Below are 13,157 nucleotides of genomic sequence, written 5' to 3'. Positions count from 1 at the left end.
GCGCAAAACCGGCCTCTGCTATACGGCAGTTAGATTTTGCCGTGAGAGGCCTTATATAATGTCCGTCGACGCCGCTACCGTCCGCCGCATCGCGCATCTGGCGCGCATTGCGGTTTCCGAGGATGAGGTTCCGCATCTGCAGGGCGAGCTCAACGCCATGCTCGCCTTTGTCGAGCAGCTCTCGGAGGTCAATGTCGAGGGCGTGGAGCCCATGACCTCGGTTACCCCGATGCGGATGAAGAAGCGGCAAGATTTGGTCAATGACGGCGAGATCGCCGACGATATCGTTGCCAACGCGCCTGCGACCGAAGGTCACTTCTTCTTGGTGCCGAAGGTTGTTGAGTAGTTCAATTCAGGACGCCGTCCGATGTGCATGCTTTGCGACGATGAGAAGGCCTATCAGGCCTATATGAACTATCTCGACAAGATGGAGCGGCAGGGCAAGGCTGCCGACCCCAATGTCGCCGTCAATGCCGTGCTCGACGAGATCGAGGCCGCTGCGAATGCCGCCGCCAAGAAAAAAGATGACCCGGCCAACGACAAGACCCTGTCTCCCTTCTTCTGCAGCCCGATCAATAAATGACCGATTTGACATCGCTGACGCTCGCCGAGGCCCGCAAGGGTCTCGCCGACAAGACTTTCACGTCACTCGAGCTGACCGACGCGCATCTTTCCGCGATCGAAGCCGCACGCGTGCTCAACGCCTTCGTAATGGAGACGCCCGATCGTGCGCGTGACATGGCGAAGGCCGTGGACGAGAAGATCGCCAAAGGCGACGCCGGTCCGCTCGCGGGCATCCCGCTCGGCATCAAGGACCTGTTCGCGACCAAGGGCGTGCGCACCACGGCGTGCTCGAAGATACTCGGCAATTTCGTGCCGACCTACGAGTCCACCATCACTTCGCAGCTCTGGCGCGACGGTGCGGTGATGCTCGGCAAGCTCAACAATGACGAGTTCGCGATGGGTTCGGCGAACGAGACCTCGTGCTTCGGCCCCGTCGGCAATCCCTGGCGGCGCGACGGAAGCAACACCATGCTGGTACCGGGTGGCTCGTCCGGCGGCTCGGCCTCGGCCGTGGCGGCGCTGCTGTGCATGGGCGCGACTGCGACCGACACCGGCGGCTCGATCCGCCAGCCGGCAGCATTCACCGCGACCGTCGGCATCAAGCCGACCTATGGCCGCTGCTCGCGCTGGGGCATCGTTGCCTTTGCCTCGTCGCTCGACCAGGCCGGTCCGATCGCACGCACGACGCGCGATGCGGCGATGCTGCTGCGCTCGATGGCCGGGCATGATCCGAAGGACACGACGTCCGTCGACGTTGCCGTGCCGGACTACGAGGCTGCGATCGGCAGGTCCGTGAAGGGCCTCAGGATCGGCATTCCCAAGGAGTATCGTCTCGACGGCATGCCGGCCGAGATCGAGAAACTCTGGAGCGAGGGCGCGGCGTGGCTGAAGGCGGCCGGCGCCGAGCTGGTCGAGGTGTCGCTGCCGCACACGAAGTACGCGCTGCCGGCCTACTACATCGTGGCGCCGGCGGAGGCCTCGTCCAACCTCGCGCGCTATGACGGCGTCCGCTACGGCCTGCGCGAGCAGGGCAAGAACATCATCGAGCAGTACGAGAACACCCGCGCGAGAGGCTTTGGCGCGGAGGTGCGCCGCCGCGTCATGATCGGCACCTATGTGCTCTCGGCCGGCTATTACGACGCTTATTATCTGCGCGCCCAGAAGGTGCGCACGCTGATCAAGAAGGACTTTGAGGATTGCTTCGCCAAGGGCGTCAACGCGATCCTGACGCCGGCGACGCCTTCGGCCGCCTTCGGCATCGGCGAGAAGGGCGGCGCCGACCCCGTCGAGATGTATCTCAACGACATCTTCACGGTCACCGTGAACATGGCGGGCCTGCCGGGCATCGCCGTGCCCGCCGGCAAGGACGCGCAGGGCCTGCCGCTCGGCTTGCAGCTGATCGGCCGTCCCTTTGACGAGGAGACGCTGTTCTCGCTCGGCGAGGTGATCGAGCAGGCCGCCGGCCGCTTCACGCCCGCGAGGTGGTGGTGAATGTCGCTGATTTCATCGCGAGCGTCGACGGCGCGGCGCCCGCGCCTGGCCTGAGTGCGCCGCTTGCCGGCCTCTGGTGGGCCGCGAAGGGCGACTGGGACCAGGCGCACAAGATCGTTCAGGACGACCAGGGGCGCGACGCCGCCTGGGTGCACGCGTATCTGCACCGCGTCGAAGGCGATCTCGGCAATGCCGGCTACTGGTATCGCCAGGCCGGCCAGCCCGCTGCAAAGGATTCATTGGAAGCGGAGTGGGAGCGGATCGCTGCCACGCTGCTCGGGAGCAAGACATGAGCACGGCCACGCACAAGCTTCTGAAGGGCTCAACCGGCGATTGGGAGATGGTCATCGGCATGGAGATCCATGCCCAGGTGACGTCGAACTCGAAGCTGTTCTCGGGCGCGTCGACCACGTTCGGCGGCGAGCCGAACAGCCACGTCTCGCTGGTCGATGCCGCGATGCCGGGCATGCTGCCCGTCATCAACGAGGAATGTGTCAGGCAGGCTGTCCGGACAGGGCTTGGTCTCAACGCAAAGATCAATCTGCGTTCGGTGTTCGATCGGAAAAACTATTTCTATCCGGACCTGCCGCAGGGCTACCAGATCAGCCAATACAAATCGCCGGTCGTGGGCGAGGGCGAGGTGCAGGTCGAACTCGACGGCGGCCGCAGCGTCGCGATCGGGATCGAGCGCCTGCATCTCGAGCAGGACGCCGGCAAGTTGCTGCACGACCAGTCGCCGACCATGACCTATGTCGATCTCAACCGCTCCGGTGTGGCGCTGATGGAGATCGTGTCAAAACCGGACATCCGCGACGCGGAGCAGGCCAAGGCTTACGTGACAAAACTGCGCTCGATCCTGCGCTATCTCGGCACCTGCGACGGAGATATGGAAAAGGGAAGCTTGCGCGCCGACGTCAACGTCTCCGTGCGCAAGCCGGGCGCGCCGCTCGGCACCCGCTGCGAGATCAAGAACATGAACTCGATCACCTTCATCGGCCAGGCGATCGAGTACGAAGCGCGCCGCCAGATCGAAATCCTCGAGGATGGCGGTCAGATCGACCAGGAGACGCGGCTCTATGACCCCAACAAGGGCGAGACGCGCTCGATGCGCTCGAAGGAAGAGGCGCACGACTACCGCTACTTCCCCGATCCGGATCTGCTGCCGCTGGAGTTCTCGCAAAGCTTCGTCGACGAGCTGAAGGCTGAGCTTCCCGAGCTGCCGGACCAGAAGAAGACGCGCTTCGTCGCCGACTTCGGCCTGTCGGCCTACGACGCGAGCGTGCTGGTCGCCGAGCGGGAGAGCGCGGTGTTCTACGAAACGGTGCTCGACAGGCTCGCCAACCGCGCCCGCGACGGCAAGATGGCCGCGAACTGGGTGATCAACGAGCTGTTCGGTCGTCTCAACAAGGAAGGCCGGGATATTACGGGCTCTCCGGTCAACGCCGAGCAGCTTGCCGCAATCGTCGACCTGATTGGCGAGGGCACGATCAGCGGCAAGATCGCCAAGGATCTGTTCGAGATCGTCTGGCAGGAAGGCGGCGATCCCCGTGCGCTGGTCGAAAGCCGCGGCATGAAGCAGGTCACGGATCTTTCGGCGATCGAAAAGGTTGTCGACGACATCATCGCGGCCAATCCCGACAAGGCCGCGCAGGTGAAGGACAAGCCGCAGTCGCTCGGCTGGTTCGTCGGCCAGGTGATGAAGTCATCCGGCGGCAAGGCGAACCCGCAAGCGGTCAACGATCTGCTGAAGTCGAAGCTCGGTATCTGACGTCACCTCGCGCGACGTCGAGACGAGACGCGCGCACGCATCGCAAACAGCAAACTTTATCCCGTTGAGGTCACGCTGCAGATGCGAATCGCGGTGGCGCGATTCGCACAAAACGGCGACTTGCACTCGCCCTGACGAGCGCTTCCGCCGTTAAGCATGAAAATAATTTCGTTGCCAAAATTCGCGACTCAGAGTCCGCGACTCGCCTCTGCGAGGCGATGGCGCGCTTTGCAGCGCGCGCCATCGCGCGGATCACGCGTGACGTGCGCGCGCAGGATAATACTTGCTGCATAGTGTTTTCCTGCAATCGCCGCGCTTGGCGCCGCCGACGTTGCGAGAAGCATTTGCATTCGCAGACGCGTGTCTCTGCGTGTCGGCAAATCAAGCGCGGCTGGCGCAGGCGCGCTGCGTCGTCAACACTTCCTTAAGTGAGAAGATGTTTTTTTCGTCGTGTTGGTGTATTCGGGGTGAGTGCACATTCGATCCCCGAATGCGCGCAGCGATTAGAGCCATCTCACACATCGGAGGGCAACATGGCCAAGAAAGCAAAGAAGGCGAAGAAGGCGAAGAAGGCGAAGAGCGCAGTGAAGAAGACTGCGAAGAAGACCCGCAAGGTCGCCAAGAAGAAGTAACTTCGCTTCTGAAGTTGCCGGCTCCCAGAGAGCCGGCACGTCACCAGCGCCTCTCAAAAGGTTCTGGTCGACGATAGAGGGTGTCGGCGAGACATCAGGTCAACGGTCGGATCGTCAGCTTCGCGAGCTTGCTCGTCAAAGTCCGGTCCGGCAGAAGAAACAAGTTTTCTTCGTTCGGTGCGGGTCTCCTTCAAAAGGGCTCCGCAATTCCACAAGCGGCCTCCGGGCTAATTTGGAATCTGGTCCTGACGTGTTCGCCGACGCCCTCGTTCCCTGAGGCCGGGGTATTGCCGGCATTCCCATTCCCGACATTGTTGATCTGACCACGGCAGTCGCACTGCGCTGTCGTGCTGTCTTGGCCTGCCGTCCTGGCTCCGCCGCCTTGGGGCCGGCGAGAGTGCGGATGATTGCACGCTGACAGCGCGTTGCTCCTCCACTCGATAGCGGGAGGGAGACATCACAGGACACGCGCCACTGCGCGCGATGGTTATCGATGTCCAAAAATCCCACGGTAAACCAAATCTGACGAATCGAAGAAGTGCCTGCAAATCAGGGACTTCTTGAATTTCCCGCGCGCGTGGCGCGGCCTCGCGTTTACGTCTGCTTCATCGCGATACTTAAACTGCCATTCAAATTTGCCCGCCATCATCGCCTCCAACAAGCCGGCAAACGGCATGGGGGTAAGTTGAACAGCGCGCGATCCAGAAGGATCGCGCACATCAGAGTGGACGGGAGCCGCGCTCGGGGGAACGAGGCGGCCTAAGAAAAAGGGGATGCGTTATGTTTCAGGGTACTTTCGATCTCGATGCGGCTACGCCGATCGATGCAAGCGCGCTGTCGGACGTTCTGTTCGAGCGCGGGATCTATTGGGCGAGCGGCCGCTCGGGCCTGGTCGACCTCGTCGCCGCGCACAAATGGTTCAACCTCGCTGCGCTGAAGGGCCGCAAGGACGCCGTCGCGCTGCGCCAGGAAGTGGCCGGCCAGATGTCGGAGTCCGAGATCTCGGCCGCGCAGCGTGACGCGAGGGCGTGGGTGTCCGCGCATTGAATTGAGAAGCGGATCCGGCTCCGCGGTTTCACGGGGCGATTGGATTGCGCTGAATCAAGTTCCCGCGTCGTGCCATCACTTAAGACCTGAGCGGCATGAGCGATCCCGAGAAGAATGACTCAGGACTGAGTCCAAGACGAAGCGAATGGCTGCCGATTCAGATCGCGCCCGACGATTGCGATCTGGAACTCGGACGGCCGCACAAGACCGGCATTCTGCCGCTTGGCTTCCCATGCCGGCGCAAGGCCGGCGTCTGGTTCAATGTCTGGGCGGGCGAGGCCGTGCTGATATCACCCTCGCACTGGCGGATCTGGCGATTCGGGCCGCGAGATGCGGACACGCACATATAAAGAGAGCGCGAATCGGGCCGAGCTCAGCCGCGCGAATCCTGGCGCCAGGCTTTCGCAGCCGTGCGACGATCGCTTTCAGATGAACAGACCTTGATTCTGCCGCTGGGTGGCGGAGAGGGAGGGATTCGAACCCTCGATACAGCTTGAGACCGTATGACGCTTTAGCAAAGCGTTGCCTTCAGCCACTCGGCCACCTCTCCGGTGCGAGCCTTATGCATCTAATTACTTGGGCCGGTCAATTTGGAAGCGCGTGTTTTCGCTCGAATATTCCCAACGATTTCCGCAGGACTGCGCGCCAATAGTGACGGTGTGCTTTCCGGTCGAGAAACATCGCGCAGAAAGAGTGGACGCAGAATCAAGGCGTTTGCCTGAGGTTACAGCGACAGCGGCGACGGGGGACGCCATGCCAGATCCATCAAGCTATTGAATTTACTGGATATTTCAGGCGCGCGCCTGCGAGGCAGGCTTCCGGCTTGCTGCGCCGTTCCAGGCTTATGGAGGCATCGACGGGCGAACCGCACATCCCCGCCAGCCGGGATGATGCCGGTCCTGATTCTCCTGGTCGCGCGAGCGACGTCAGCCACTTAATGAGTCTGCGCCGCGCACGCCGTGTCGGCCATTCGCACGTCTCCTGCCAGAGATCACCGAGAGTTACGGCGCGTTACAGATCTCCTGAGCCTGCGTGTGAACTCCGCATGCCGATTCCACGATTCGCGCGCGTCAAAGCCGCTTCTGTGTGTAAGCCGATCCGCGCGGCATCGGACCGGGAATTTCGGCGGCAAGTGGAACCGATCAAAAAAATATAGTATAAACAATGTGTTACAGGTGTCGCGTGATCACATCTGCGTGTTATTTGTGCAACACCCGTCGGAAAACACGCTTCACAGGCCTGCTTCGGAGCGTTCTGTTGTTGTGTGTGCAAGGACGTTCGGTAATTGTGATCGGGCGACGGAGGGGGGCATCCCAAGGTCGTCCCGTTTAGGTCTTTCGCTTAAGTCCCTCGCGTTCATGCGGGTGTGTCCGAAGACGCGAAGGTGGCCAAGGCGGTGATTTAAAGGGGGTTGGGGAATTGGCCATTCGGGTCAGTAACCTTCCCTGAAGAGCAACTTGGAGGTTTAACATGAAGTTGGTTAAGAGCCTTTTGCTCGGCTCAGCGGCGGGTCTTATCGCCGTGGGCGGAGCGCAGGCAGCCGATCTCCCCGTGAAGGCCAAAGCGGTCGAATACGTGAAGATCTGCTCCCTGTACGGTGCGGGTTTCTACTACATGCCCGGCACCGACACCTGCATCAAGCTGGGTGGTTACCTGCGCGCTGACGCCATTTTCGGCGGCTCCGGCGACTACGGTTTCAACTACAGCACCGCCGCGGCGAACGGTGGCTCAAACAACCGTTTGACCAACTACTACTACACCCGCGCTCGTATGGACCTCAACGTCGATACCCGCACGGCGACCGAATACGGCGTTGTTCGTACCTACGCTGACATGATCTTCAGCTATGACACGGCCAACGTCACCGGCAGCAGCCCGTCGGCGTTCTCGACCGGACAACCGTCGCTCGGCCTCTACCATGCGTTCATCCAGTTCGCTGGCTTCACCATGGGCCGCACGGTCTCGATCTTCGACGCGCCGTGGCAGAGCTATCCGGCTGGCGGTCCCGATACCATTCCGGGCGGCTCCAACCATGTCACCGGTATCAACCAGTTCGCCTATACCGCTGACTTCGGCCAGGGCATCACCGGTTCGATCGCCTTGGAAGAGCCCACCACTCAGTCGAACGGTCAGGGCAACCTCTGGAACACCTCCGGCTTCGCTTCACCGCTCGCTGCTGCCACTGCGTTGATTACGGGTAGTGCTTACGGCTCCAGCGATTGGGGTGGAACGCGCTCCCCCGACATCGTCGGTGCCGTCCGTGTTGACCAGGCTTGGGGTCTTGCCCAGTTCTCGGTTGCTGCACATAATCTTCATGCTGCCTACTACGGCACGACGGAACCCACGGGTCACCCGTCGGACAAGTGGGGCTGGGCGGTTCAGGGTTCGTTGTCGATCAAGAACATCCCGACCGGCGCTGGCGACTCGATCAACTTGCAGGCCGTCTACACCGATGGCATGAGCAAGGAGAACTTCCAGGTCCTGTTCCCGGCAACCTTCTTCATGTTCAGTGGCACGGGCGTGCCTGGTGCATACCAGAGCATCGGTTTGGCTGGCGTTGCTGACGGCGTCTTCGGCGCTGGCGGCAGCATCGAGACCGTGAAGACCTGGGGCGTCCGTGGCGGCTATACCCACAACTGGAGCCCCTACTGGGTGACCGGCGTTTACGGTGGCTATGGTGCCCTGAGCTACGGCACGAACAGCAAGGCCCTGATCTGCGGCATCTTCGCCAACATTGCGAACGCCGGGGCGACTTGTAACCCGGACTTCAACTTCGGCGTCGTCGGCGTCAACACCGTCTGGACCCCGGTCAAGAACTTGGCCTTCACGGCGGACCTGAGCTATTCGATGCTGGACCAGAAGTTCTCCGGCACGGTCACTGCTCCGGCGCTCCTTGGTACCGCTGCCAAGCCGCCTGCGGTGTATGAGCTGAAGGATCAGAACTCCCTGACCCTGATGCTTCGCGCTCAGCGCACCTTCTAAGATCGATCTAGCGATCGATAGAAAGCCCCCGGCGGGAAACCGCCGGGGGCTTTTTGCTGTTTGTCGGCGTGACGATGGCCTTGCGACGCACAAGTCGAAAGATGATCGACGACCCGGTTGTGGTCGATCAACTGACCAAGGTGCTCAGATCCCTGGATGTGCTGATCGGAGACGTCAGGACACTTGAACCAGCGCCTTGGCCGGCACTTGGGCCAGTATTTGGGCATTGAGCCAAGACCCTGGATTTGACAGTCCCGCAGTGGCGATGGCGCCATGATAGGCGCAGTGCCCAAGTCGAACGGCTCAAGTGGAACGGCTCGAAGTCGCTTGAGATGGTGGACACGGGCGAGCGGCGGGGCTGGTCCGAAGATGAGAAGCTCAAGACCGTCCTGGAAAGCTGACAGGCGTGGTGCCCAAGTCGCGGCAACGGCGCGGCGGCACGGGGGTTCGCGCTCGTTGCTGCTGCGATGGCGACGTCGTGTCGGCCTGAGGCGCGCGTCTGTTACCGAGGAGCAGCGTCTTACGCCCGAGAGAGAAGGTCGCTATTCCACGCTGCCGGCGCCGCGGCGCAGATCGGCCTCGATCTGGAGCCGCGTGCCACCGCCGAAGCGAGCGCGGTAAACCTGGAGGTTCTCCATGATACGCTGCACGTAATTGCGCGTCTCGGAGAACGGGATCAGCTCGACCCAGTCGACGGCATCGACCTTGGCGTCGCGCGGGTCGCCGTAACGGTCGATCCACTTTTTCACGCTGCCGCGGCCGGCATTGTAGGCGGCGAAAGTCATGATGTAGGAGCCGCGATAATCCTCGAGCAGGCCGCCGAGCTCCGCCGCGCCGAGCGTCGCATTGTAGGACGAATCGTTCTTCAGCCGCGAGAGGTCATAGGTCGCGCCGTGCCGTTTGCAGACGTAACGCGCGGCGTCCGGCGTCACCTGCATCAGGCCATAGGCCTGCGCCGGCGAGACCACGGACGGATTGAACGCGCTTTCCTGTCGCGCGATCGCGTAGACGATGCTGCGCTCGACCTCGGGGCCGATCTGCGTGAACTGCGGAATGCCGTTGACGGGATAGGCGTAGAAATCGAACGGCAGGCCGCGATTCAATGCGGCCTTGCCGAGCAGCAGCATGCCGCGCGCGTCGCTGTAGCGTTGGGTCAGCTCGCCGAGGCCGGTCAGCGCCTCCGGATCGCCGTTCTCGCCCATGTCGGCGAGCATGGGCACCGCGAGTTCGCGCTCGTCAAGTTCGTAAAGCAGTTGTGCCGCGCGCACGATCTCCAGCCGTTCGGAGCCGCGGCCGCGTGGCTGGCTGTTCAGCTCGATCTGCGGCAGACCAAGTTTTGCGCGCGCAAGCTGGCCGTAATAGCTGGTGGATTGCTCGGCGGCGCGGGCATAGGCGTTGCGGGCCTCCTGCTGGCGGCCTGCGGCTTCCGCGGCGCGGCCCTGCCAGTAACCCGCACGCGCCAGCGTGGTCGGATTGACACTGCCGACGCCGATGCGGGCAAAGTGCTGGGCGGCTGCCGCTGGATCGTTGAGGAAGCGCAGTGCGATCCAGCCTGCCGTGAATTCCTGCTCGGTCTTGTAGATGTCGCGCGAGGGCAGCGCCGCGTCGCGTGCGATCAGGTAGGCGCTGCGGAATTCCTCGGTGTCGATCATCTTGCGCGCTAGCAGGCGCCGCTCGATCCACCATTCGTCGAGATTGTAGAGCCGACCCGGATCCTTCGGCGCCGACAGCATGAGCTGGGCAGCTTCGGCAAACTTCTCCTCGCGGCGCAGCAGCTGGATCTTGCTGAAGATGAAGCCGGGATCGCCGTGCAGCTCGCGCGGTACCTCTTCGAGCAGCGCGCGCGTGTTCGGCGCTTTCTTGAAGGAGGCGATACGGGCCTTGGCGAGTGCGACATAGCCGGCGCCCAGGCGCCTGGCGGCGCGCAGCGCAGCCTCGGTCTCGCTGCCATAGAGCAGGGTGTCCATCCGCGCCTTCTGGTCGCCCGGCGTGAGCAGGGCGCCGAACTGGTCGAGCGCGTTGTTCTCTGTGTCTTCCGACATCGGATCGCTGCGCCAGGCTTCGCGCACGAGCCGCTCGGCGTTGGCGCGATCGCCGCGCGCCAGCATCGCCTTGGCAAGCACGAAGCGCCCCTTGGCCGACACGGGGGATTCGTTCTCGAACCACGACCAGCCGACGGAGTCGTCGCGCCTGTCGTCCCACATCGCAGCCTCCAAGCGCCGGCGCAGGAAGGTCTGCGACGGCCAGCTCGGATTGGCGGAGAGGAAGGCGCGATAGCGCTCAACGCTCGCGCCGTTGTCCTCGCTGCGCAGAATGATCCATTCCGCAAGCTTTCGCGCGACGGGATCCGAAATCGAATCGGCGTAACTCGTGGCATCGCCCGCCTTGCGCTTGCGGACGAGCTCGATGACGTTCTCGAGCGTATCCTTGTCGGCCTGCGACGTCGACGAGGTCGCAGCAACCGCGGCCGGCGTGACCGGCTTGCGCGGCGCGGCGTGCTGGCGGGTCGCGGGCGCCAGCACCGGCGCTGCGACAGGCTTGGCGGAGCCGGGGGCCGGCGCGGAAGGTCTGACAGTGGCCGTCACCGCCGGCGTGGTCCGGGAGGCCGGAGCATTGGCGGTCGGCCGTGCTTTTGGCGCGGAGGCGGCGGCAGCGGGCTTCGATTTGTCCTTGGCGGCATCCTTGCCGGCGGGCTTCTTCGCAGCATCCTTGGCCGGCGCGGAAGCGCCTCCCTTGCTCGCGCCCTTGGCGGTCTCCTTGGCCGCTTCCTTGCCCGTGCTCTTGGCGGTCTCCTTGGCCGACCCTTTGGCAGATCCCTTCGTCTCGTCCTTCGCGGACGGCTTGACGGCTGGTTTCGCGGGTCCCTTGGTCGCCTGCTTGGCGGGTTCCTTCGCGGTGTCGTCGGCCGCTTCATTGGATTTGGCCAAGGCGACGCAGCCGATCGACAGGCCGGCCATCAGGCAAACGGCCAGACCAGCAGATCGCCATGCGGCACGAGGAAAGGAGGTCACGGAGGTTCGTCGCCCCGAATCAGTCAATTGGCTCAAGACCTATCTGTACAAGATCTGGCTGTATTTGATTGAATATGCGGACAAAATACCAACAGCCGCTTACCTTCGCCGGGTTTGCACCACCACCGCGGCAAAATCGCGGCCTAAACGGTGCGTCGATGGGCGGCAGGTCTTTTACCGGCCGGACAGACCCGATAAGAATGGGGCTTGCTCTAAAATCTCGCCGCGTACGGAGGAAGTCCATGGCAGCCAAGACGAAATTCCGGGGGTCGTTCACCGCCTTGGTCACGCCGTTCAAGAACGGCTCGCTCGACGAGGCGGCGTTCCGCTCCCTGGTCAACTGGCAGATCTCCGAAGGCACCAACGGCCTGGTCCCGGTCGGCACCACCGGCGAGAGCCCGACGCTCAGCCATGACGAGCACAAGAAGGTCGTCGAATGGTGCATCGAGGAGGCCAAGGGCCGCGTGCCCGTGATCGCCGGCGCCGGCTCCAACTCCACCAAGGAAGCGGTCGAGCTCGCCCAGCATGCCGAGAAGGCGGGCGCCAACGCCGTGCTGGTGGTGACGCCCTACTACAACAAGCCGACCCAGGAAGGCATGTATCAGCACTTCAAGGCGATCAATGATGCGATCGGGATTCCGATCATCATCTACAACATCCCGCCGCGCTCGGTGATCGATATGTCGGTCGACACGATGAAGCGGCTGTGGGAGCTGAAGAACATCGCCGGCGTCAAGGACGCCACGGCCAGCATGGTGCGCGTGTCGCAGCAGCGCGCTGAATTAAGCGAGGACTTCAACCAGCTCTCCGGCGAGGACGCCACCATCATCGGCTACATGGCGCATGGCGGCCATGGCTGCATCTCGGTGACCTCGAACGTCGCGCCGCGCCTGTGCGCGGAGTTCCACGCAGCCTGGCAGAAGGGCGACACCAAGGCGGCGCTCGCGATCCACGACAAGCTGATGCCGCTGCACAACAACCTCTTCATCGAGAGCAATCCGGCGCCGATCAAGTACGCGATGTCGCTGCTCGGCAAGCTCGACGAGACGCTGCGGCTGCCGATGGTTCCGGTGTCCGAGTCGACCCGCGCCGCCGTGCGCAGCGCCATGGTGCATGCCGGCCTGATCAACTGAGATTTGGGGATTTCGCGGCCGGACAATCCGGTGCGTGACACCGAAGAGAGGGGACGGACATGCTGAAGGAATTCCGCGAATTCGCGATGAAGGGCAACGTCGTCGATCTCGCCGTTGCGGTCATCATCGGCGCCGCCTTCGGTGCCATCGTGACGTCCATGGTCAACGACATCATCATGCCGATCATCGGCGCAGTCACCGGCGGTCTGGATTTCTCCAACTATTTCGTCGGACTCTCCAAAAACGTCACGCAGACCAATCTCGTCGAAGCCAAGAAGCAGGGTGCGGTACTGGCTTACGGCAGCTTCCTCACCTTGGTCGTGAACTTTGTCATCATCGCTTTCGTGCTGTTCATGGTGATCCGCACCATGAACCAGTTCAAGCGCAAGGATGAGGCCAGCCCCGCGGAGCCGCCGAAGCCATCGGCCGAGGTTGCGCTGCTGACCGAGATCCGCGATCTCCTCAAGAAGTGACGCGCGCGCTTCATCCAAACTGTTAGCTTACGTGCGCATCTCGATCAGGTTTGTTG

11 protein-coding genes and 1 tRNA gene are annotated in these 13,157 nt (G+C 62.8%); 10 read left to right on the top strand and 2 right to left on the bottom strand.

Annotated elements, in window-relative coordinates; genetic code table 11:
• Positions 1-58: 58 nt before the first annotated feature.
• From gatC to K3F49_RS00120, 7 genes are all read left to right on the top strand, one after another.
• Positions 59-346 carry an Asp-tRNA(Asn)/Glu-tRNA(Gln) amidotransferase subunit GatC gene (gatC, locus tag K3F49_RS00150; protein ID WP_234678775.1) on the top strand — a complete coding sequence of 96 codons (288 nt, stop codon included), beginning with the start codon at positions 59-61 and terminating at the stop codon, positions 344-346.
• A 21-nt stretch (positions 347-367) separates the two neighbouring features.
• Positions 368-583 (top strand): hypothetical protein, encoded by a 216-nt coding sequence (locus K3F49_RS00145; RefSeq protein ID WP_014494728.1) that lies wholly within the window; start codon positions 368-370, stop codon positions 581-583.
• Complete coding sequence (gene gatA, locus K3F49_RS00140) at positions 580-2,055, top strand: Asp-tRNA(Asn)/Glu-tRNA(Gln) amidotransferase subunit GatA (RefSeq protein WP_234678774.1); 1,476 nt, start codon at positions 580-582, stop codon at positions 2,053-2,055. Before K3F49_RS00145 ends, gatA begins: the two co-directional genes overlap by 4 nt.
• Positions 2,046-2,348: a hypothetical protein gene (locus K3F49_RS00135; protein ID WP_234678773.1), complete on the top strand. Its 303-nt coding sequence runs from the start codon at positions 2,046-2,048 to the stop codon at positions 2,346-2,348. Before gatA ends, K3F49_RS00135 begins: the two co-directional genes overlap by 10 nt.
• Positions 2,345-3,823, top strand: a complete 1,479-nt coding sequence (gene gatB, locus K3F49_RS00130) for an Asp-tRNA(Asn)/Glu-tRNA(Gln) amidotransferase subunit GatB (RefSeq protein ID WP_234678772.1) — start codon at positions 2,345-2,347, stop codon at positions 3,821-3,823. The genes K3F49_RS00135 and gatB overlap by 4 nt, the downstream gene beginning before the upstream one ends.
• Before the next feature lie 1,412 nt (positions 3,824-5,235).
• Positions 5,236-5,502: a hypothetical protein gene (locus tag K3F49_RS00125; RefSeq protein WP_234678771.1), complete on the top strand. Its 267-nt coding sequence runs from the start codon at positions 5,236-5,238 to the stop codon at positions 5,500-5,502.
• A gap of 95 nt (positions 5,503-5,597) precedes the next feature.
• The gene (locus tag K3F49_RS00120; protein ID WP_234678770.1) at positions 5,598-5,852 is read left to right on the top strand and encodes a hypothetical protein; all 255 of its coding nucleotides are present in this window, start codon (positions 5,598-5,600) and stop codon (positions 5,850-5,852) included.
• 107 nt (positions 5,853-5,959) lie between these two features.
• Here K3F49_RS00120 and K3F49_RS00115 read toward each other — a convergent pair.
• Positions 5,960-6,052 (bottom strand) — tRNA-Ser (locus K3F49_RS00115).
• A 920-nt stretch (positions 6,053-6,972) separates the two neighbouring features.
• On the opposite strand from K3F49_RS00115, the gene K3F49_RS00110 reads away from it, so the two are divergent.
• Complete coding sequence (locus K3F49_RS00110) at positions 6,973-8,484, top strand: porin (RefSeq protein WP_234678769.1); 1,512 nt, start codon at positions 6,973-6,975, stop codon at positions 8,482-8,484.
• A gap of 542 nt (positions 8,485-9,026) precedes the next feature.
• On the opposite strand, the gene K3F49_RS00105 is transcribed toward K3F49_RS00110, so the two are convergent.
• Positions 9,027-11,441, bottom strand: a complete 2,415-nt coding sequence (locus tag K3F49_RS00105) for a transglycosylase SLT domain-containing protein (protein ID WP_234680540.1) — start codon at positions 11,439-11,441, stop codon at positions 9,027-9,029.
• A gap of 296 nt (positions 11,442-11,737) precedes the next feature.
• On the opposite strand from K3F49_RS00105, the gene dapA reads away from it, so the two are divergent.
• Complete coding sequence (gene dapA, locus K3F49_RS00100; RefSeq protein WP_234678768.1) at positions 11,738-12,628, top strand: 4-hydroxy-tetrahydrodipicolinate synthase; 891 nt, start codon at positions 11,738-11,740, stop codon at positions 12,626-12,628.
• A 59-nt stretch (positions 12,629-12,687) separates the two neighbouring features.
• Positions 12,688-13,101 carry a large conductance mechanosensitive channel protein MscL gene (mscL, locus tag K3F49_RS00095; RefSeq protein WP_234678767.1) on the top strand — a complete coding sequence of 138 codons (414 nt, stop codon included), beginning with the start codon at positions 12,688-12,690 and terminating at the stop codon, positions 13,099-13,101.
• Positions 13,102-13,157: the final 56 nt, after the last annotated feature.

The organism is Bradyrhizobium monzae (assembly GCF_021458635.1).
Classification (GTDB): domain Bacteria; phylum Pseudomonadota; class Alphaproteobacteria; order Rhizobiales; family Xanthobacteraceae; genus Bradyrhizobium.
Note: the sequence above shows the minus strand (reverse complement) of the source record. Positions and strands in the feature narration are given on the sequence as shown.